Below are 21,526 nucleotides of genomic sequence, written 5' to 3'. Positions count from 1 at the left end.
GCGGATGTTCACTGTCGCTGCGGTCGGGTTGTTCGCTCACTGTCATTCCGGAGCGGAACGCGGAAGCGATCCGGGCCGGTAGGTGAGATGCCCGATCGCGGACATGACCCGCGTGCTGGCCTCATGCCCATCGCGCTCACTGGCACCTCCCACTGGATGCGCAGGAGGACGGGTAACGGGTAGCCGAAAGGGACTCTACGATCGCAGATGTGTCGACCCCTGAATCCCCATCTGCCGAAACGGTTCCGGATCCTGCTCTCGTCGAGGGCGACAAGGCCGATATTCTCGCTCGCACCGTGGCCGCGATCGATGCCGATGATCTCGAGCAGGGCCGGCAGATTCTGCGCAGCGAGTATCCCTTCACCCCGGTAGCGAAGAACTCACGGCAGTACACCGACCGTCAATGCCTGCGCGTGTTCTACCGGGACGGCTTCCTCGATCGCTACAGCGGCACCAAGCTCGTGCACCCAGCTGCCCTGCGCACGCTGTCACTGATCCTGCCGGACGAGTTCCCGGCGCATCCGAACTGGCAGATGTCGCAGTCGCACTTCGCGTTCTGGGAGCTGTTCCCGACCATCGACCATCTGGTGCCGGTCGCCCGCGGCGGCGTCGATGCGGAACCGAACTGGGTGAGCACCTCGATGTTGCGCAACTCCGCCAAAGCGCACTGGACCCTCGACGAGCTCGGCTGGAGCCTGACCGCTCCCGGGGACCACAGAATCTGGGACGGCCTGTCCGGCTGGTTCGTCGGCTACGTCGAAGCTCATTCGGAGTTGATGGCCGATAAGTACTTGGCCCGTTGGTTCCGCGCGACGGTAGATGTGCGCTCTACCCTGAGCTAACCCGTATGCGGTGATCACGACCTGCGGATAGTCCTGCGGGTGCTCGCGAGGCTCGGTTGATCGCGTGGTCCGACAGGTCCACCGGTCGTGGCCCCCTTATCCGGTGCGAGTCTGCGCCTGCTGCGCAGCGGTCGCTGCCAGTTCGACCGCCTGAGTTTTGAGCGAGTTCCGGTCGGGTTCGCTGCCGGTGATCGCGACGCCGGTGCAGGGTCGAAGGGCCGATGCACGCCTTGTATGTCGCCCAGATCGATTACGGTGCACTCATGTCCGCCGCTGCTGATCTGCCGCCGTTGATCGAGGCCGTGTGTGGTCTCGACCTGCGTCCGCGTCGGTGGCAGTGGCTGAGTCTGAGTCTGTGCATCGTCGATGCGGTCTACAGCATCGGTGCCCACTACGACCGTCACGTGCTGCCGGTGGTGCGCCGGGTCGCCGCCGATGCCGGCATCGAGACGCCGTCCGTGCCACCACCGGTCACCGATCTGGTCGACCCTTTGCCGCTCGAGGCGTTCCTGGATCGCTACGACAGCGTCGATGCGCTGCTGGCGGTGACGAACAATCGGCAGCGCACCTCATCGCGCGGGGGCATTCTCAAGGCCGAAGCGGTGCTGCAGTACGCGACAATCCTGCACGAGCACGGGATCCGGACACTCGACGATGCTCGTGTCCTGCTCGACGAACCGCAGCGGCTCGACACGGTGGAGACCGCGTTGCGGGCCGTTCCCGGTGAAGGTGGCTTCGGGGTGCGCCGCGGCTATCTGTGGATGCTCGTCGGCGACGAAGACACCATCAAACCCGACCGTATGGTGCTGCGATGGCTGGCCCGCCACGGCGCCGACGTCGAGGCTGTTACCGCCCGCACCCTGCTCTCCGAGCTCGCCACCAAGGTCACCAGCGTACTTGGCCGACGGGTCACCGCATGGGAGATCGACCATGCCATCTGGACGTCGGCGCGGTCGGTGCGCACCGAACTGCACACCGACCAGACCGACCAGGCAGAATCCCGATCGGAGGGTTCGTCGATAGGTCCGAATACTTGAGGGAATACGATGCTCGCCGATATCCGCGCCCGTTTGGACTCGGTCCGGTGGACACCGGAGTTGACCCGGCAACACCGAAAGTCCACCTTCGTGATCGTGGTCGGTAGGTTTCCGTCGGGTGCACTACAGTCCCCGTCCATCGGGTCCGGGGGCCGCTACTGCCCAACTCCGCGGTACGGATGAACCAGTCGCGTTGGGCGTGGCTGATGCGGGAACGCACCTTGTGGGTGCGGGCGATCTCGTCGGCGGTGATCACCGCGGCGGGTCCGGGTCCGGGCAGGTCGTAGCGGGCCACGGTCACTGCCGGATAGGCATGGGCCTTCGCGATCGCGGTGTCGATGTCGATGCTGCGGCCAGCAATCACCAACACCGTGGTCTCGACCTTACTGCCGGTGTGGTTCATGGCTTCTGCTGCCCCCGCCGCGCCCGGGTCGGCGTCGTGGTGGCTGCTTCCCGGATCGGTGCGTGGAGTCGAAGCGGACGTGCCTGCGGTTCGTCGCAGCCGGCGATTTCGGTCGAGACGCTGCCGCGGGCGGGTGGCTGTCCGCTGGAAGCAACGCAGCTCGACTTTGATAGCGCAGCGCCGATGCGACGCGATCACTCGGCGTGTCCTTCGAGAGAACGCGCGTGTCACTGGAGTGAACAGATTTTAGCGAACACTCCGCTGAATGCATGTACCGGAGCGTGGGCAGGATCGATCAGGCAGTGAGACGGAGCCGGCACGAAACCTGAGGTCTGGAGCGGCATTGCGTTAGGTTCATCCGATTGGCGTATATCGCCTCCTCCGATCGTCTCGCTACGTTTAGCGGGAGCCAGGATGTCGACACAGGATCGCAACAACCAGGAGTCCTTATGCGCAAGCTCGTACGAATGGCAATTGTCAGTGGTGCAGCGGTCTGTCTGGTTGTAGCTGGCGGGGGTTCTGCCAGCGCGGCGCAGGGAGGCATCTCCGGGTTTGGTCTGCCCTCTCATGCATGGTTCAAGGTCGGTCGTGCAGAGCTGAACCAGAAGGGCGGGGCTGCGGCGTGCGCAAGCACGGGCCTTAGCAAGTGGAACTGTGGGCCACTGGTGAATGCCGTGAACGACCAGAAGAGGCGAAACCCCAACGCCAATGGCTACTGGGCAGAGTTCTACGTGACGGGCAAAGTTCGATCCGGAACCTGGTAGTAGGCGAGTCGTTCCTGTCAGTCGAACCATGGTTGCCGCAGCCGTCTATGCGGCGAACCCATCCCCGCCGCAAGGGGTACGGCGGGGATGGCCGGATCGAAGTGTGCCAGGTCGGCCCCCGTCGGACCTCGAGGTCCGCTGCTGTGGCAGCCAGCAGTACGGGGAGCCGGCTGGGGGGTTTACGGGCCTGCCGGGGGTGTGCGCAGGTCCTGGAGTTCGGCGCGCAGTTCGGCAACTCGTTCGCGGGCGGCTTCGGCTTGCGCGTGTGCGGCGGCGGCGTCGGCGCGGGCGGTGGAGGCGCGGTCGCGTTCGGCTGCCGCCGCGGTGCGGGCGGCGGTGAGTTCGGCGTCGAGCCGGCGGGTGTGGTCGGCTGCGGTGGCCGCCGCGGCGTCTTTTTCGGCGATCGCTCGGGTCAGCTGCTCGCGGTGTTCGTCGAGCTGCCCGGTGAGCAGCTCGATCCGGTGCTCGAGGCCGGCGATCTGCTCGCGGTGGGTCGCGGCGGCCTGATCGAGCTGCTGCTGCCAGCGGTCCTGTGCCGCGGCGTGGTCGGCCCGGGCTGCGGTGAGCTGGGCGAGGGCCTCGGTGGCGTCGGCGTCGGCGGCCGTGGCGGCGGCATCGGCGTCGGCGCGTTCGGTGCGCGCGGTGTCGAGTTCGTCCCGCAGTGCCGCGATCTCGGCTGCGGCGTCGGCCCGGACCTTGTCGGCCTCGGCGCGTACGCGCCGCAGCTGTGCATCGATCGCCGCCGGATCTGCGAGCAGATCGGTCGCGGTGGTGATCGACGACGCGATCGTCGTCAGCGTCTCGAGCATCGCCTGGGTTTCGCGGCGCAGCAGTGGTACCGCCTCGGCGAGGGTGCCGATCGCCGAGGTCGGATCGGTCGGCAGCGCATCCTGGTGTTGCTGGGCGCGGGCCTTGTCTTTCTGGCGCTGCCGCCAGGCCCGTACCCGGTCGGCGTCGGTGGCGTATTCGCGGCGCCGTCCCCCTCTGGCTTCCTCGGCCATGACCTCGCCCTCCCGACCCGATGACGTTCCGTATCCAGCATCGTAACATCATTCGTAACGTACGTATCATGATACGTACGTTACGAATGGTAGGGATCGGCGCTATGCCATCGAGGGGCGCGGTAGCGGGGCGTGGTCCACCCCGGATCGTTCGAGGTGGCATGAGGGTGCCCGGCGGAACCCACATCCCCCCGGTTCGCGCCGGCTCGGGGAGGGAGTGACCGGGTACCGAGGCGGGCATACGGGCCGGTGCGTGGGTGCCCGGCATCGGGGGTACTTCCGCTCTCGATGTCTGTTTCCTGCGGAAACGATGTGGCAGGCCGATGCTTCCCGAAGTCCGCCTCTCGCGTCCCTCCATCGACCTGCCGCCCTGACTATAAACGCCCTAATCGAACACATGTGCGAAAATGTGTGGTGTGGTGTCCTACGAGCGCCCGCCGAAGTTCTGCCCGAACGGGCACCGGCTGGGACCGCACCGGGTGGTCGTGGGCTGGACACCGTGCACCTGCACAACGGCCCTGCGCCCCTCCGGGGCCACCGGACACCGCACCTATCTGTGTCTCGTCTGCGAGGCGGAGATCGCCATTCCGCGCCATACGGGACCGCCGTTCACCGGGGTGCAATGGCCACCGAGACAGACACAGGAGCAACCAAGGCCCTACTCGGAAGGTGAGCGAGCCGGCCGGATCGCAGACGGGGCGACCCGCCGGGATCCAGAAAATTAGCTTCGCTGAATTTGTGGTGTGAACTGGGAAAACGACACGCCCCTCTTCTGTCGTGTCGATCGGAGACAGCACCCTGAAGCCCGGCGATCAGGTGACGGTCAGCGCACGCGGCACGTTCGTGTTCACCGTCAACGACATCGATGAGGACACCGGCACGGCGATGATCGAGGTCAACGCCGACAGCCCGCTCACGTATCCGTGGCCGGCGCGCGTAAGCGATCTGTACCCCGTCGAGGACTGACTCCGAGAGTCCTTCCTCCTGCCGGTCGCTCTCGCTCCACCTGTTTGGTACCGATCCGTGCTTCCGCTACGGTGACCGCTGCAATCACCCGAGTTCCCCGACAGGTGAGTGATTCCCTGACGGGTCGAAGGATGGTCCCCGGCGCCCCCGCCGGGGACCATCGCCTTTTCCGCTGATGGGTTGTACGTGCAGCGGACGACACGGTGGCTACCCTCGGCGCGTGGAAGAGGGGACGCGAGCCATCGGCGATGCCGCCGATGCGATGACCGACGAGGAACTCAAGACCGCGATTGCGGCGCTACACGCCCGCGAGCGGGAACTCCTCGTCGCCGCAGACAGCGAAGCAGCGTTCGATCTGATGGGCACGAAGTTCGTGTTGTTGTCCACGCTGGAAGGTCGGCGGCGGTAGCCGACTGGCGCACAAGTTCTGTTTTTCCATTATTTCCGTACGGTTCGGTATTCGCACGCCGGTTTGTGGAGGCAGATTCGTACAGCACTCATTGAGAGAGGTCGGGTCCGGCTTCTCGGGTCGGTCCGGTGTCAGGGGGAGCAGCGGACGTCGAGGGGTTCTCACCTCGGTTCTTGCTGTTGAGCATCTGCTCGACCGAGCGGGGATGGCCGAGGAGAGCGGTGGCGATGTCGGTGGCCACCGACGCCGGAGCATTAGAGGCAGGATCTTTCTTGGCCGAGGTCGCGGTGGGGTCGGCAAGACTGCTCAGCCAGTTCCGCGCTCGATCGAGGGAGAGGTCCTTGTTCTCGGTGTAGGTCGGTGACCACTCGATTCCGCTGTCGATGCGGGCGCGGATGTCGGCGGCTCGCACGAGTTGTTCTGCGACCAGGGCGGCGACGAATTCGTAGTCTTTCTCGCGTCCGGCGATCGTTTTCGACACGCACAGATCCACTGGGTCCAGGCACAATCCGGTTCGGCCGTAGAGGGTGGAGGTGTCGTCGTCGACGATGAAGTGGACGAGGCGGTGTTCCCAGTGTCGGGGCAGGACTACGACGTCTTTGTGGATGCCTTCGACGTAGAAGCCGAAGGACATGTGGAAAGGGGAGCCCTCGCCGAGTCGGGCATCGAGGAGCAGCAGCTTGTCTTCGACGGCAGGTGGATCGGTGATCCCACTCAGGGGCAGGATGTCGACTTCTCGAGAGAGGAAGGCGGCCGGAGGCAGGGCGGTGGTGTCGAAGCTGCCGAGGATCGATTGGGAACCGAGCACGATCACGCGAGGTTCGTCGAGGTTGGCGCACGCGGCCTTGATCGCCCGTCCGAGTTCGTCCCGGTTCACCGCTGCGCAGTAGCTTTGAGTCTGGTGCTGAATTCGGTGAGGACGCGGCGACGTTCGTCATCGCTGAGCAGAACCGACAGGGGGGACAGGTTGCGCATTTCCCGGCTGGTGTCGTCGTCCGTCTCGACGATCCGGCGGATGTCATCGATGTCGTTGGTGCGGACGATCATGTCCCATCGGTCCAGGTAGCGCTCCATCAGTGGGCTCCGGTTCACCTGACGGCGGATCGTTTGCAGGCTGCGGCGCACCGGTTCGGTGTCGACCGACAGACCGGTGGTGATGATCTTGTCGAGCACGGCGGACTGCACGAGCTGCTGACGCACAGTCTTCGGTGTGACCACGCTCATCTGTCCACCTCCTCGGCTCGAACCATCTGCGCCCTCTGCACGGATCGCTCTCATGATAGTGCGTGTATGCAGCAGTTTCACCCTGTTGTTGCTCGCTGCAACACTTCCGGGTGGTGCTCGGTGATGCACGGCGGGCCAGCGATGACGGTCCGCTTTCCTCTGCAGAACCCTGACCGGCAGGCGCGGGGGTGTGGAGGCACCATGGCGTAGGTGCGAGTGTCGGTGGCGATGCTGCGGCACCACCAACCGCCGGTTACGTATCCGTCTAAAAGTCGAGGTCGAGGGTGGGTCGGCTGCGGGGCGGGTCCACGGGTGGAGTCACAGGACCCGGCGTGGAGGTATTGGCGGTGAAGTCGTGAACAGAGCGTGGGTGCGCGGACATGGCGGCGGTGATAGCGCGCAGATCAACACCGTGGTCGATGGCCGGACCGGCGGGAACAGGATCGACCACCTCGGTGATCGCCATGTCCAGCACGTCGCGCATCAGGCCGGTGTCGCCGTTCTGCATGTACTCGAAACGTCCCCAGACGAACTGCTCACGCAGGTCCCCGACCAGGGGGTTCTGCTTCAGCTCGGTCTTGCTGACGGCTTGGAAGCGATCGGTGTCGAGCCTGTAACCGGCCTCGACGGACAGTTGTCGGAAAAAGGCGAATTGAGTACGGGTGTTGCCCTCACGAAATGGATGGACGAAGTTTATCCGCAGCCACACTGTGGCCAGTTCTCCGATGAAGTCGCTGCGGTCGAGTCCGCGCAGATTGTCTTTGGCGGCGATGCGGTCGAGAACGACTTTAGCGGCTTGGGGGACTTCGCGGGCCTTGAAATACTTGTGTGGTATTTCGGTGACGTGGTTTTGCCCGTTGCGGATGGCGGCGACGTCCGGCCCCCACTTGACCATCGGCCAGTCCTGCGGGGCGGTGCGTAGTTGCCCGGCCCAAGGGTAGATGTCCTGAAACAGCTGGTAGTGAGTGCGCTGGAAGTGAGCCAGGTCGTAGCGGCCCGGAAGGGGACGGTCGGCGAGTTCTTGCATCCGCGAGTAGCTGACGGCACCTTCGACGCGATGCACGACCTCGGCGTCCGGGATGCCGTGGGGCCACTTTTCCGATCGCAGCAGCAAATTTTTCAGGACGGCGCGGCTGGGGTCGGGCATGTCGTCCGCGTTCCATTCGATCGTCTCGGGAATGAAGTAGTCCAGCCACTCTTGTGAATATCGCGGGGTCATATCAGTCGATGTCGTATCCGGCCTCCCGGGCGATGATTTTGGTGACTTCTTCGACCGTTTTGGTGCCCCGGATCAGCTCGACCAATAATTCCTTGTCGCCGTCGCTCATCTGGCGGCCTTCGATCGCCATGATGGGTTCCATTGCGGCGAGGGCGGCGCGGGCTTCGGATTCGGTCTTGCGTGGTGTCACGGATTCCCCTTGGTCGGTGGTGGCGGTGGGGCAGAGCCTTGGGGCCGGTTCTGCCCCACCGGTGATGTCGAGCCTAAAGGCGAGTTCAGACGGCGCGACCGTCTTCGTATCCGCCGTCGTATCCGCCGTCGTATCCGCCGTCGTATCCGGCTTCGTACTGCGGCAGCGGGTCGGGGTGTCGCTGCTGTCCTGTGGTGCTGTGCGGGTCGAAAGTGCGCAGCGGACGAACATCCCCTGCGGCCTGCAACCCTTGGGCGAGGGTTTCGTCGAGTTCGAAGGCGTCCGGGGCATCGATGTCGACCGTCTCGGTCGGCTCCACGATCGCGTCACCGTTGAGTTCGGCCACAGCCTCGGAAGGTTCGACCACCGCGTCGACCGACCCTGTCGCCGTGGGGGCGGCGGCGCTGTTGAGGCGTTCGCGGCGTTCGATGCTGGCCTGGTGGATCGCTTCGCGGGGGATCTGCCGGTCGGCGGCGAACGTGTCGACCAGTCGGCTGCCGAGGCTGAAGGCTTCGCCTCGGGTGTTGACCGCGTCGCGGTCGATACCGCTCTCGCCGTCCCAGGCTTCGAGGTGCCATTGCCGATCGTCCCAGCGCACTCGCGCGCCGGGCCGGCCGCTGCCCGAGTCGAAGCCGTACTGCCAGATCGCTTCGGTGTCGTCGAGGGCCACCCACGGATCGGCCTTGCGGTTCGCCTCGCGCATCTCGGCGCCGTCGAGCCATTCTTGCCGGGCTGCGGCCATGCGCTCGGGCACCGAGGCGATGAGCTCGGCCTTGCTCATGTTCCGGTGTTCGGCCCACGCATCGGTCGGGTTCAGATCCAGAGTCCACTGCGGGTACTGCCCGTCCGCAGCCCGTCGCTGCTGGTCCTCGCGGACTCGGCGCAACGCCTCGGGAGAGTTCTCGCGGGCGTTGACTTCGAGCCGCAGTTCCTCGGCTCGCAGCTTCGCGGCCTCGAGTTCGGCCGTGTCGGTGAAGTCGAGTTCCGGCTCGGCCTCGGCCTCGGCGAGCCGGCGACGGTTGTGTTCGATCCGCGACTCGATGGTGGTGGTGTGCCGGTCGGCTCGATCGGCGATCTTGCGGATGGTGGACAGCATTCCCTGGGCGCCGGTGGAGCGTTCGAGGACGTTGAAGAACCGATCCCGCTCGTACCAGGCGGTTTCCTCACCGACGGTGACGGAGAACTGGCCGAGGGTCTGGCTGTAGCCCAGGCTCAGCGGCACCCCGCCGATGACACCGAAGACCTGCTCGTCGTTGCTGCGGGTCACCTCGTCTTTGAGCCGGATCAACGACCCTCGCAGGGCATCGGCCAGCTCCGCCGTCTGCGAGTCGGGGATCGCCTTGTCGGGGAACGCCCACGTGCGCTGGGCACGGTCCTCGACGGCGCTCCAGGCTGCGAGCTTGCCGGCGACCTCCCGGACCTCGGGCAGCCGTTTCTCGTCGGCGGTGATGGACCGGCTCAGTGCCCGGATCGCAGCGTTGCGGGCCGCGTTGGCATTGAGCACGGCATCGCGGCGGGCTTGAAGTTCGGCGACCTTCTGGTCGGCTTCGACCTGTTCGACGAACACCGGATCACCGGTGGCCGCGGCCTTGCTCTGCGCCCACGAGACGGTCAGGTCCCCGCCGAGATCCTCCATCGTGGGCGGCACATCGGCCTTGCGGATCATCGCCACGAAGTTCGATTTGCGGGCCACGTACTGGTACATCATCGCGTCGTAGGAGCGGCGGGCGACCATGTTGACCACGCTGACGGTCTCGTGGACGTTGCCTTGGCGGATGATGCGGCCGAGGCGTTGTTCCATGTCCGCGGCCGTCCACGCGGGGTCGAGGTTGATCATCTGCTTGAGTGCCCGTTGGACGTTCAGGCCGGTGCCGCCCTTCTTGGTGGAGGTGAGCAGCACCCGGATCCGCCCGTCGGCGCAGGCTTGCACCAGGCGGGCCTTGGCCTTGGGGTTGTCGTAGTCGTGCATGAACGCGATCTCTTCCCGATTCATGCCTCGGGCCACCAGGGCGTCGCGTAGTTCGGTGTAGAGATTGCGGGCCTTGGGGCCGGCTCCGGCTTTGGGGGTGCCGCGGTCGCAGAACACCAGCTGGAACACCCCGGTCATCTCGGGGCCGTACTTGTCGGCCGGGATGTGCAGGTCGGCGTGGTCGCGGTGGACCTGCCAGATCAGGTCGGCGGCGTGCTCGACCCGGCTGTGCTGCGGGTCCGGTGCGCCCAGGTTCGCCAATGACGGATACATCGTCAGATTCCGCCCGTCGGTGGCGATCTTGAGGCTGTTGTCCAGGTCCATCCGATCGCCCTGGATCTGGGACATGCGCACATCGAGGTCGGCCATCGCGTCGATCGCGTCCTGTCCCATGTCGAACTCCACGATCTTCGGGGCTCCGCCGTCGAGGACGGGCAGGCGCACCGGGATGCGGTCGGAGGTCACCACGTCCCGGAACTGGTCGAGCATCGCCACCAGCTGCGGGACGTTGGCGTATTCGGCCATGCGGGTTTTCATCTGGATGCGGGTGGCGGTGGTGTTCATCTCCGGCACCGACACCGGCTTGGCGAAGGTGCCCGCCCAGTTGTCGATCCGTCCCAGGCCGGCATTGTGCAGCAGGTCCGGGCGCAGGTACTTGGTCATCACCCAGATTTCCGACAGCGAATTGCTGATCGGGGTGCCGGTGGCGAAGGCGATCGCCTTGGCCGGCGCGTGCGCCATCCCCTGCTCAGTGTTGCGGGCGCGGGCCTTCTCCCGCAGGTACTTGGCCTTCATCTCCAGGTCGGTGGCCCGCTGGGAGCCGTTGGTGACCGCCAGATCGGCGCTGTTGGACGGGCGGGTGAGGTTCTTGTAGTCGTGCGCCTCGTCGATGAACAAAAAGTCACACCCCGACTGTTCGAAGGTCAGTCCTTCGTCGGTGGCCTTGGCCGCGATGATCTTCTCGACCCTGGCTTCGGTGGATTTGATCGCCTGCTCGATCTGCTTGACCGTGAACTCCGCGCCTTGGCTGTTGGCGGCGTCGAGGGCCTCGCGCAGCTCACCGAGTTCGCCTTCGAGGTACTCGATCTGCGCTTCGCGGCGCATGGCGATGCGACTGAACACCGACTGCGGCACGATCACCAGGTCCCAGTCCCCGACGGCGCTCTGCCCGACGAAGCGTTGCCGGTCATCGCGCCCGTCCAGGTCGGCGGCGACGAGGATGTTCGCGTTCGGGTAGGCGTCGCGGGCTTCGACCGCCCACTGTCCGAGCAGGTGATTGGGCACCACGATCCACGGCTGGCGGATCTGCCCGAGCCGTTTGGCTTCCATGCACGAGGCGGTGATCGTCAGGGTCTTGCCGGCCCCGACGACGTGGTCGAGCAGGATCGTCTCATCGTGCAGGAACCGGGTGACGGCGGCGGCCTGGTAGTCGTACGGCGTGTACTTCGGGTTCATGCCGGGAAACGCCTTGCCGGTCGCGTCGTGGACCGGCTTGACGTAGGAGTTGTAGCGCTCGTTGAAGATGCGGGCCAGGCGCACATAGCGGTCACCGTCCTCCCACAACCATTTTTCGAACCGCTCCTGCAAGGCCGTGGCCGAGGCTTGCGCCTGCTCGGTGAGCTTGACGTGGAACCGCGGCTTCGGGGAGCGTTCGAGCTCGTCGCCGGTCTTGTTGACCTGGACCGGCTTGTTGTTGGCGAGCAGCTCGACCATCTTCACGCCCGGCAGCCGGGCACTGCCGTACTTGTCCGGATAGCCACCGGAGAATTCGTGGCGGCTGCGCTGATCGGTGGTGATCTGCCAGTTTCCGCTGACCTGATCGTGTTCGACGGTCAGCCGATCCGGGCGCAACCCGAACTCCTCGACCAGAAACGCGCGATAGTCCTCGATCGGCACCCAGGTCGCGCCGATGCGCACCCCGATCTCGGCGGGATCCACATCCGGCGGCACCACCTCGGTCAGCGCCTCCACCAGCGGCGCATAGCGAGGATCGTCGCCGGCTGTGATCGTCGCCCGCGCCAGCTTGTCGCGCACCTGCCCGGACAGGGCCACGGTGGCCAATTCCCACCGGTCGGCGTCGTGCAGGGACGGATAGATCTTCCCCTGAGCCTGCTCGAGCGCGTCCTCGACGGACATCGTCAGCAGCTCGGCGACTCGCTGCGGCGAGATGTGTCCGAGCTCGTCGAAGCTGATCGCCAGCGCTTCGTCGACGTCGGCGGCGCTGGCGGCCTTGTCCTTGAACGGGGTGGTGTCCTCGGTGAAGATCGCCGTCTTGGTCGCCACTGCGTCGCTGCCGTCGAACTTCGACTGGAAGTTCTCGATGGCCAGCACCATGCCCAGGCGTGGATCCCGGGCGATCGCGCCTTGCAGATGCGCGGAATAGCGGCGCGGTTGCGGCTGCTCGGACGCCTTCTCGTACAGCTCCTCGTACACCTGGTCGGGGATCGACCCGGTGTAGGGGCCGGCATCCTTCGGATCCAGCCCGTCGGCGAGGGCCTCCTCGCGACCGGTCTTGATCCGCCACTCGGCGATCGCCTTGTCGAGGCGGGCGGCGATCTTGTCGTCCGACAGCGGGGTCGGTTCGGTGAGCTTGAAGCGGTTCAGCGGCCCCCACTTGCGCACGTAGCGGTCGTAGAGGCCACCGAGGCGGGCGCGGATGACGTCGCGGTCGGCGACGGTGGCGGTGCGCGAGCGGCTGGCCTCGGCCAGCTCCATCACCGTCTCCCCCAGAGCGATGATGACCTTCCACTGCTCGGCCAGGTCCTTGCCGCGGCAGCCGGCCTCGGCCCAGCCGCGACCGAGGGTGAACTGCTCGAAGCGGTCCTCGGCCTCGTTGAAGCGCATCGCACCGGGCAGCACCTCGTTGGAATCGAGGTCGGCGCCGGTGTGCAGCCCCGGCGTGGTGAACGCTTCGACCTGCGCCGGAGCGGGGGCCGGGGCGGTGAATCCGAGTCCGCGCCCTCGGGCCTGGTCGATGATCGGGTCGAGCTGCTCGCGCAGCTGCGTCGCCAGCGGCTTTGTGGTGGTGGGGGCAACGCGCAGCGACGACCCGGCGTACATGCCGCCCCCCACCGTCAGGGTGCCCAGCACCCGCTGCGGGTACTTCTTGAAGTACGGGTTGATCCACGTATGGGCGGCTTCGCCGGTCTTGGCGTCGACCGCCTCGACCTGGACGGCGGGCTGTGCCCATTCGAGAGTGTCCTCGGTGGGGGTGGCACCGTCGTCGCGGCGGCGGAACACCAGCACGTCGGTGACCACGTCGGTGCCGGCCTGCCGGTCGAATGCTCCGGTGGGCAGGCGCACCGCCCCGATCAGATCTCCCTTGGCGACGATCGCGGCGCGTTCTTCGGCGCGGCGGGCATCGGAGGTGAACATCGAGGTGACCACCGCGACGTAGCCACCGGGAACGGTCAACGCCAGCGATTTGGCGATGAAGTGGTTGTGGATGGACAGACCGTCCGCGTTGTGGATCGGGTCGACGGGTGCGAACCTGCCGAACGGGACGTTGCCGATCGCGCCGGTGAAGGTGTTCTCGGGGGCGAAGTTGCGCTCGAAGCCGTGGTTGCGGATCTGCTGCGAGGGATACAGGTAGTGCGCGATCTTCGCGCTGATCGGCTCGATCTCGACGCCGACCATGCGCACCGACTCCGGTGCGGTGCCGACGAAGTGGCCGGCCCCGCAGCCCGGCTCGAGCACCACGGCGCCGTCGGGCAACCCGGCCCGCGCCACCGCCCGCCACAGCTCCGCCACCACCGCGGGGTCGGTGTAGTGCGCGTTCAGGGTGGTCTGACGGGCCTGGGCGAAGCCCTTGTCCCCGAGCAGGTCCAGCAGCTCGGCGTGCTCGTCGCCCCACTGCGCGAGGATCCTCGTCCGGTTGTCGAAGATCTCCGGGATCGCACCCCAGCCGGACCACTGCGCCAGCACCGCCTGCTCGTCGGCGGTGGCCGGTCGCTGCTGCTGGTCGAGGTGCTGCACCAGACGCAGAGCGGCGATGTTCGCCCGTGCCCGGGCCTTCGCCCCGCTGGGGACGAGCACCTCGGTTCCGAGGGCGAAGTCCTGCACCGCCACGGCTGGGGCGGCAGGGCGGGCCACCGCGGCGTCGGCACCGTGTTCGGCGGCCGGCGCGCTTTCCTCGAGGCCGGTCTCCGCGACCATCTCGGGCGCGGTCGGCTGGTCCGCGGCCGCGGTGGCCGGTAGCTCGCTGCTGGCTGCGGCGGTGTACTTGGCGGCGGCGGTGCGGGAAACCCAGATGTGTGCGCCGGATTTCTTACGGACGCGCACCAGCTGGCGCTTGTCCCGCCACAGGGGACTCGACAGCGGCTCGCCGTACTCGGTCTCGGGAACAACCAGCTCGTCGGTGTCCACAGCCGGGGTCCTGGGCGCCGCCTCATCGGTCGAGGCGGCAGCCTCCGGCTCGACGGTCGCCGCCGGAGGGGTCGCGGCGGGCGCGGCAGGTTCTTCCTGCTCCAGAACCGGCTCGGGGGCCGGATCGGTGATCGGCCTGGCGTGGCCGACCATCAGGTGTTCGGTGAGCACCCACGAGGTTGCGGACGTCTCGAGGGCAGGGTCGGTGACGGTCGGGGTCGACGGCTCGGTGGGAGCGGGGTCGACCTCGTCGAAGATCACCGCGCCTGCGTCGTCGATCGCAGGCGCTACGACTCGGGGGGACGGCGGTTCGGCCTCCTCGCGCTGCGGTTCTGCTCCCGCGTCGACATCGGCCTCGGCCTGTGGGCCGATCTCGGCGGTGTTCTGCGGGTCGAGCTGCTCGCCGTCGTGTTCGGCGGCGAGCACGGTGCGGGCTTCGGCGATCGCGTCCCGCAGGGTCAGCTCGGGTCGGGGCCGGCCGTCGACGGTGGTGATGCGTTCTTTGCTGCCCGGTGTCCGCCCCAAGCGGATCGTCACGTGCCGGCCGTCCGGGTCGCCGATGACCACATCTCCGACCCCGGCGAAGGTCAGATCGGCCGGGGTGAGGCTGTAGAGGTCGTCCCCGGCTGCCCGAAGCTCGCGCAGAACCTTCGGGTCCACATCGTGTTGAAGGGTCCAGGCCAGGTCGATGCCGTAGCGGTCGAGCAGGGCGGTTTCGGCCGGGAAGTCGCTGCGCAGCTGGTCGATGATGCCGCGCCGCACATCCTTGATGAGTGCGTGGTCGGCAACCGCGGAACCGGATTGGCTGTAGCGCCACAGCAGGTCCGCACTGGCGGCAGCGTGGTAGAACTCGTTGTTGCGGGCGTAGGCGATCGCCCTGGTCAGCACGGTGGCGCGGGCCTGGGCGTAGGGCCGGTAGGCCCGCTCGATCCACTCCGGGAGCGCGATGTTGCGGGCTTCGAGCAGCGCACCGATTGCCGCCCGGGCGTTGCGGCCGCAGGTTACGGAGCTGCTCTCGCCGCCGAGGGTGTAGTCCCAGCCCCGCATCGGGAAGTAGGCGACCTTGCTGTTCGGATGGTCCTTCAACGTCAGGGCGCAGTAGGCCGCCCCGTCCCGGAACTGGGCGGACAGCTCCGACGGGTCGGGTGCGGGCAGGTTCGGGATGATGTTCCCGCGCATCTCCGCAGCCAGACGCTCGGTGGGAATGTCCGCGGTGGCGGCGATCAGATCGGGGCGCTCTTCGGCCATGACCTCGAAGGCGGTCTCGATACCGATCTCGATGATCGGGGTGCGCGGGTACATCGGCAGCCCGACCCACGATCCGAGCAGCGGGTCCCGTCGGGCGTGCATGGTCATCCACGCCGTCCACTGCGCGGCGGTGCCCTGATCCCAGGTCAGCTCGGGACCGTGCACACGCTCCCATTCGGCGTAGGCCCGCTCATACAGCTCGTCCGGCAACCGGTGTTCGAGCAGTACCTTCGCTGCGGCCTGGCGCAGCGGGGGCGCCTTGCGGGCGGCCTCGGCGATCAGGCTCTTGACCTCGGAACGGGTCACGGCCGGCAAGTAGTCCGGGCGCCGGCCTTCGACCTGAGCGATCAGCCGCGGATCGACGGCGACCTCGGCGATCAGAGCCTGCCGTTCGCCAGCGGTGGCCTCGCGACGTGCCTGCTCGACACCGGCGAACCACTGGTGGCGGATCTCATCGCGGCCCGTGCGGCTGCGCACCTTGCCGATCGCGGCGGCGACCTGCGGATCGGTGTCCGGCTGCGGCAGCGTCAGCGGATCGGCCGGGTCATAGGCGGCGCGGCCTCGTGCCCACCACTGATCGACCTCGACCGTGGCGGCCTGGTCGATCCCGTCCTGCACTGCGGCGACGTGCTCGCCGCGCTGCTCGGCGGTGGCCGGTTCGGCCGGCTCCTGGGTGTCGAGTACAGCCTGGGTGGTGTCGAGGAAGTCCTCGGTGAACGGACGCTCGACGTCGGCGCGGGCCTCGACGATCGCGTCGGCGACCTCGGTGGTGACCGGATGCTGTGTCGGCTCGCCGGTGCGGGCCTGCCAGTACGCCTCGGCAGCGCGGTGCCCGAGCTCGCCCCAGCGTTTCGGGTCGGACAGCATCACTCGGCACACCAGGAACTGCTCGTCGGTGAGCGAGTCGCGATCGGCCATCAGATCCGCGAGGGCGACCTGGGCTTTGACCGTGAAATGCCCGTCGGCCCACGACAGGAACTGCGCTGCGGTGTTGACCTGCGGGTTGGCGGCAGTGTCGGCGTCGGTGTCCGGTTCGGCGAGGCGTTCGAGCACCCGGCGCTCGACGTCGGCCAGGGGGTCGATCCGCGGCCGCGGCCGCGGCTGCTCGACCTGCGGTTCTTCGTCCTGGGATGTCTCGGCAGCGGCTGGGGCAGGTGGTGTGGCCGGCTCGGCCGGTGTCGCGGCCGGGATGAACATCGGCCCGGCGGGACGGTCGGTGAACTGGGCGTTGGGCAGGTTGCCGGCGAGCATCGCCGTGATCAGATCGTGGGCTTGGCCTTTGGTGATGTCGTCGTCGAGGACGAACGGCACGTTCGCCTCCGCGGCCAGGCGCTCGATGGTGCGCAGTTGCCGCTCGGTTGCGGGATGCTCCCGCCAGGCCGGTTGTGCGGCGGCGACCTCGCGCACCGTCTGCTTGGGGACGGCCTCCGGGTCGATGCCCCAGGTGTGCAGCTCGGTGCGCAGCTGGTTTTCCTGCGCCCGCAGCTCACGCCAGCGTCCCCGCAGACGGTCGAGCCGTTCGGTCAGCGTGGTGACGCGCTGACCGTTGACCTCGATGCCACGGTCGAAACCGCGTTCCTGCGCAGTCTCCAAAGCTGTGTTCGCTGCGCCCAGCCTCTTGGCGAGCTTGCGTCCCAGCAGCTCCAGGTCTACGAATTCGCTGCGGACTTGCGCCCACTGCGCCTGGATCAGAACGGCAGATCCGGGTCCTCCGGCGGGTTGCGCCGCATCTCGTCCTCGATCAACTCCGTCAGCTCCTCGGTCAGCCGGTCGCGGGAGGTCGCCGGCACCGGCTGGTTGTCCTCGATCCGCTGTGCGATCAGGGCCTGCGCCAACGCCCGGAACCATGCCGGCTTGTCCAGCCACACTCGCTCGACCACCCGCACCGCGGTCGGGTTCGGCCTGACGTTCTGCGTCCGCCACCGGTCGGGGTCCTGCGCTACCCGAGCCGCTTCCCAGTCCTTCTCGGCTTCCTGCTCGGCCCACTGCTCGAACTGCTCCCAGTCCTGTCGGATCTCGGGGGTCACCTGCGGATACAGTTCGTTCTCGAGCACCATCTCCCGTGCTGCCCGCCACGCCGTTTCCTTCGCGCGGACCGCGTCCTGGTACGTCGCGTCCGGCGCCGGCGGGTTCGCCTGCTCGAACTGTTCGGCCGCGTCCTCGGTCAGCTGCTGCAGGCGCAGGGCCTGCCGATCGATCCGTTCCTGCTCGGTCGCCGGATCGACGCCCAGCCACTCGACCAGAATCCGCCTGGTCTCGGCCGCGATCGTCAGGTCGATCCCCTCGACCTGTGTCGTGAATTCCTCGCTCTGCGCCACCGCCCTGTCCTCCCTGATCCTCGGAACCGAATGCCCCCCGCTGGGCGTCTTCCCCCGTCACGCGACCTCCTCGACTGCCCCCGACTCTGGGCGTAGCGCCCCCTTCATCCGCAGGACTGCCGGAGATATTACAATAGTAATAGGTGAATCCGTTGCCAGGGGAAAGCTCGGCCTCTCCAAGACTTATGCGGCCTTTCTGTTGGACGACGTCGCAGCAAGCGCTTCTGTGACGATCAGGCGCGCCGACCGGTAGTCCGCACGGCCATTGGCCCTGGCAGGAAATCGTCCGTATCGCATCCGAGCGCTTGCGTCCATGGGGAGGGCCAGATTCGATGGGGGAGTCCTAGGGACGCCGTGCTTCTTACCGCGGCGGCTTCTCCACTCAATTTCTTCGAGCCACCACCGATGCAGTTCACGGTCGACAAGGTGCCGATGAGCTCTCTGTGCTGCCACGCCTCTAACTCCGAGCGAGGCAGCCACTCGGTCCATCTGTTGCGAATTTCTTGAAGTCGACAACTTCGGAAGCAGCCCCTTCTCATAGAGTTTTCCTACGATCCGGGACACGGTGCTTCGGGTGTAGCCAGTAAAGGATGTAACCCAGGAAATTATGTCATTTCCGAAGGAAGCGGAAGTTGAGGTTTCCCCGAACTTGAGAACTGCCCAGTGAACACGGGCACCCACACCACCGAGCCCTGCTCCGTTCGACCAGACATCGTGAGTGTGGTGGTCCAACAGTTCTAGGGATAGCCCTGAACCAGAGCGGGGGGCGGGTTCCCCTTGTGTTGCAGTAGAACACCGAATGTTCAACTCCCAGGTGGAGGCTCGAGTCCCTGCTCCTGCTCGAACTCGAGAAATCCAGCCTTCCTGTGCAAGCACTCGCAGGCGTCGAGACACCGTGGAAGCATCAACGGCGGCTGCTTCGGCCAATCGGCGTACATCTATGTCCAGCGTCCGTGTGCGGGCCGTACGTGCCAGGACGACCAGGGCATGCAGGATTCGTTCGTCGCTCGCTCCGCCGGCGCGTGCCCAACGAGTCGGGTCTGTTGTAATAGCGGCTTCGATTTGGTCGAGCTCGTCATCGATAACTTCGCGTTCGGTGACACTGGGCGGAGTAAACCGAGCGGCGGTATCGAGGGCACGCCGCCACTGGCGAACCGTCTCATCTCGGCCCCGGTCACGGTCTTCGCGTAGGCGGACAAGACCCGGGGCTGAACCGACAACTGCTTCGACATCTGCCAGGGTACGACCAGCTTTCGCCATCCCGAGCAGGATGCTGTGTGCGAGGGCCGATCTGTCGGTGCCTAGCGGGGGAGTCGTAGATAGAAGCGCGCGAGTTCGGGCGGTAAGTGGTCGGCGCGGGCGATCGAGATGCGGTCCGGCCTGGTCCTTGACGATGCGGACCCTCTGAAGACGGGGGTCTCGCAAATGAGATTCGGTGTGAGGATGCTGGGCGAGAAGCCATTGCACCACCTCGGGCGAAGTACCTGCATCCATGCGCACCAACGTGTCGATCAGTGCTTGCCCACGAAGATGGGGGAGGGACCAGCCACCGTGACGATGGGGAGCGCCAGGAGGTCGCACCGCGCCAGTGGCGGAGTTGGTGAGCGGGGACAGATCGAGACTTGGGTAGTGTTGGCGTAGTACGTGCGCTAAGCGGCGCACACTGTCCGCAGAAGTGCCCGGTTCGGTGAGCCGGACCCATATGTGCTGGCCCTTCGTCGGACCGGAGACTGTACGCAGATATGCGACTCCCAGGTCATCAAGCACATTGCACAGGCGATCTGCATCACTGACGGCAGTCTCAGTACCGTGCCGACTGCTATCGAAGTCGAACGCGAGTAGCCGGAATCGTCGCTGTGTATCAGTGAGGTGAATAGCCCACGGCACGGCCGGTGCAGTCGCAGGCATCGCTGATGTGGCCAGGTAGTCATGCGTTTGCTGCACGTCGAGACGTACTCGGGGTCGCGGTGACCATTTACGAGTACACACCTCAAACAAGCGCTCTATGAGACGCGGGTCACTTATCTGTGACGTGTTCGAACCGCAGCATTTAGTGGCCGTACTTAAATCGCTGGCGACACGCGGTGATTTGATTGAACCTTCTTCAGGGTGTGCGATACCCTGAGACCACTCAGGCAAGAGTGTCCCTTCGGGGAGGTAGAGGAACAAGAAGTTGGCGCTTCTCCTCTACGTGACTTATTTCGAAGCCCCTGGCCGGCACGCCGGGGGTTTCGTTTTTGTATAGGCCTGCTCTACGCGGTCAGGCGCTTCGTTGGATCTGGGTGTCCTCCTCTTCCTGCAGCCCTGCGGCGGTCAGGTCGGCGACTGTCGTCCCCATAGCGTCCGCAACGATCTCCATAAGCAGCGTGTTGGCGTTGAGCCCACGCCGTTCCGCTTCGGTATGAAGGAACCGACGCACGCTTGGGTGCACACGAAGGTTCATCTGCACAGGCGTATACGGCAGCGCGGGACGGCCCACTCTGCGGCGACGGACACAATCGGACATGCCGACGATCATGACAGTTCGTCTTGTTCTTTCACTCTAGACACGCCGGACTTGCAGAAATTTTCTGCTACCTACGAAGTAGAGAGTTAGGTGCACGAGCTAAGCGTGCGCGGGCAGTGATCTTGCCATCGGACGCCGAAGCGACGGGAAACCGTCGAGTGATGCTACGACAGTGCGTCATTGATACCAGATTGCACATCGAGGATTACTGTCTATACCCTCCGCACGGCAGCCTGTTTGTAGAACGATCCCAAGCGACCTCACTACAAGCCTGCGAGAGGTGCCGAAGCAGCGAGAGTCGCGCAAATCTCAAGATAGACGGCAAAGGCGCAGGTCGCAGGATTGCCGATAACCTAAGTTATGTTAACTAGAGTGGAACCGGACCTCCTCCGGACAGGTGCGGCAGGGCGTCCGAGGCGTTCGGGGATCCCTGGTTCGCCCCGGATCGATGCGATGGGCCCCACCTGTCACTCGGCCTCTGGCTCGAGTCCGGCTCACCTCCGGACTGCGACCGGCCTGCCGGCGCCCGTGCCGGATCGAGCCGCCGATCCGCTCGACGCGCGTTCGGCTGCTCATGCATCGGGTGCCATGCCGCAGCGACGCGCACACTGCACCGACCCACGGTTCACCGATGCGGCGTTGCGGCAGCACCGTGTGGTCGTCGCGTGCGCGTTGCGCGCCGCAGATCGCGCGGACGATGCGCATGTTGGTGGCGCGGGATTATCCCGTCCCCCGGGGTGCTGCGACCACCGATCGCCCCTTCTCGCCTCTTCCACATTTGATGGATAATCGGGGTTATCCATGATTTATCGCAGTGGCGGAACTGCGCAAGGGTGACCCCGCCAATCAGCGCCATCCTGCGATCCGAAGGACGCCACGTCGAGAGGCCGTCAAGCCCGCTGGCTGTCAGCGGTCATGTAATTCCCCAGGTTGAGGGGTCGACCCGTCACGTAATTCCTCACCCGCCTGTCACGTAATTCCCCACCTTTGGGGCGTGTCGGTTGGGGTGTGGGTGCTGCTGCAGGTTCGCTTCTTCCCAAGGTCCACCGAGGGCCTGGGAAGGGG

12 protein-coding genes are annotated in these 21,526 nt (G+C 66.2%); 4 read left to right on the top strand and 8 right to left on the bottom strand.

Annotated features, from left to right (window positions below; all coding sequences use genetic code 11):
- The first annotated feature begins 209 nt into the window (after window positions 1-209).
- Both AC6CID_RS22600 and AC6CID_RS22595 read left to right on the top strand, forming a co-directional pair.
- Window positions 210-842: a BTB/POZ domain-containing protein gene (locus AC6CID_RS22600; protein ID WP_220667109.1), complete on the top strand. Its 633-nt coding sequence runs from the start codon at window positions 210-212 to the stop codon at window positions 840-842.
- Window positions 843-1,105: 263 nt separating this feature from the next.
- Window positions 1,106-1,879, top strand: coding sequence for a DUF8548 family protein (locus AC6CID_RS22595; RefSeq protein ID WP_220667108.1), 774 nt, complete (start codon window positions 1,106-1,108; stop codon window positions 1,877-1,879).
- Window positions 1,880-3,225: 1,346 nt separating this feature from the next.
- Here the strand turns inward: AC6CID_RS22595 and AC6CID_RS22590 are convergent.
- Window positions 3,226-4,047 carry a hypothetical protein gene (locus AC6CID_RS22590; RefSeq protein ID WP_498354525.1) on the bottom strand — a complete coding sequence of 274 codons (822 nt, stop codon included), beginning with the start codon at window positions 4,045-4,047 and terminating at the stop codon, window positions 3,226-3,228.
- A gap of 777 nt (window positions 4,048-4,824) precedes the next feature.
- Between AC6CID_RS22590 and AC6CID_RS22585 the strand changes: the two genes are divergently transcribed.
- On the top strand, window positions 4,825-5,013 hold the full coding sequence (locus AC6CID_RS22585; RefSeq protein WP_220667224.1) for a hypothetical protein: 189 nt from the start codon (window positions 4,825-4,827) through the stop codon (window positions 5,011-5,013).
- 220 nt (window positions 5,014-5,233) lie between these two features.
- Window positions 5,234-5,422, top strand: coding sequence for a hypothetical protein (locus AC6CID_RS22580; protein WP_498354524.1), 189 nt, complete (start codon window positions 5,234-5,236; stop codon window positions 5,420-5,422).
- Window positions 5,423-5,510: 88 nt separating this feature from the next.
- Here AC6CID_RS22580 and AC6CID_RS22575 read toward each other — a convergent pair whose 3' ends face one another.
- The 7 genes from AC6CID_RS22575 to AC6CID_RS22545 all read right to left on the bottom strand — a co-directional run bounded on the left by AC6CID_RS22575 (window position 5,511) and on the right by AC6CID_RS22545 (window position 20,473).
- Window positions 5,511-6,299: a hypothetical protein gene (locus AC6CID_RS22575; protein ID WP_498354523.1), complete on the bottom strand. Its 789-nt coding sequence runs from the start codon at window positions 6,297-6,299 to the stop codon at window positions 5,511-5,513.
- A complete protein-coding gene (locus AC6CID_RS22570; RefSeq protein WP_065996590.1) occupies window positions 6,296-6,646 on the bottom strand; it encodes a hypothetical protein in 351 nt (116 codons plus the stop codon). The genes AC6CID_RS22575 and AC6CID_RS22570 overlap by 4 nt, the downstream gene beginning before the upstream one ends.
- Before the next feature lie 265 nt (window positions 6,647-6,911).
- Window positions 6,912-7,865 (bottom strand): Fic/DOC family protein, encoded by a 954-nt coding sequence (locus AC6CID_RS22565; protein WP_498354522.1) that lies wholly within the window; start codon window positions 7,863-7,865, stop codon window positions 6,912-6,914.
- 1 nt (window position 7,866) lies between these two features.
- Window positions 7,867-8,055, bottom strand: coding sequence for a hypothetical protein (locus tag AC6CID_RS22560; protein ID WP_006554218.1), 189 nt, complete (start codon window positions 8,053-8,055; stop codon window positions 7,867-7,869).
- Window positions 8,056-8,140: 85 nt separating this feature from the next.
- Window positions 8,141-17,230 carry a helicase-like domain-containing protein gene (locus tag AC6CID_RS22555; RefSeq protein ID WP_498354521.1) on the bottom strand — a complete coding sequence of 3,030 codons (9,090 nt, stop codon included), beginning with the start codon at window positions 17,228-17,230 and terminating at the stop codon, window positions 8,141-8,143.
- A gap of 95 nt (window positions 17,231-17,325) precedes the next feature.
- A complete protein-coding gene (locus tag AC6CID_RS22550; RefSeq protein ID WP_033098580.1) occupies window positions 17,326-17,955 on the bottom strand; it encodes a hypothetical protein in 630 nt (209 codons plus the stop codon).
- A gap of 2,260 nt (window positions 17,956-20,215) precedes the next feature.
- On the bottom strand, window positions 20,216-20,473 hold the full coding sequence (locus AC6CID_RS22545) for a hypothetical protein (RefSeq protein WP_019287437.1): 258 nt from the start codon (window positions 20,471-20,473) through the stop codon (window positions 20,216-20,218).
- Between the last annotated feature and the right edge of the window lie 1,053 nt (window positions 20,474-21,526).

Source organism: Rhodococcus sp. GQ147, from assembly GCF_059759155.1.
Note: the sequence above shows the minus strand (reverse complement) of the source record. Positions and strands in the feature narration are given on the sequence as shown.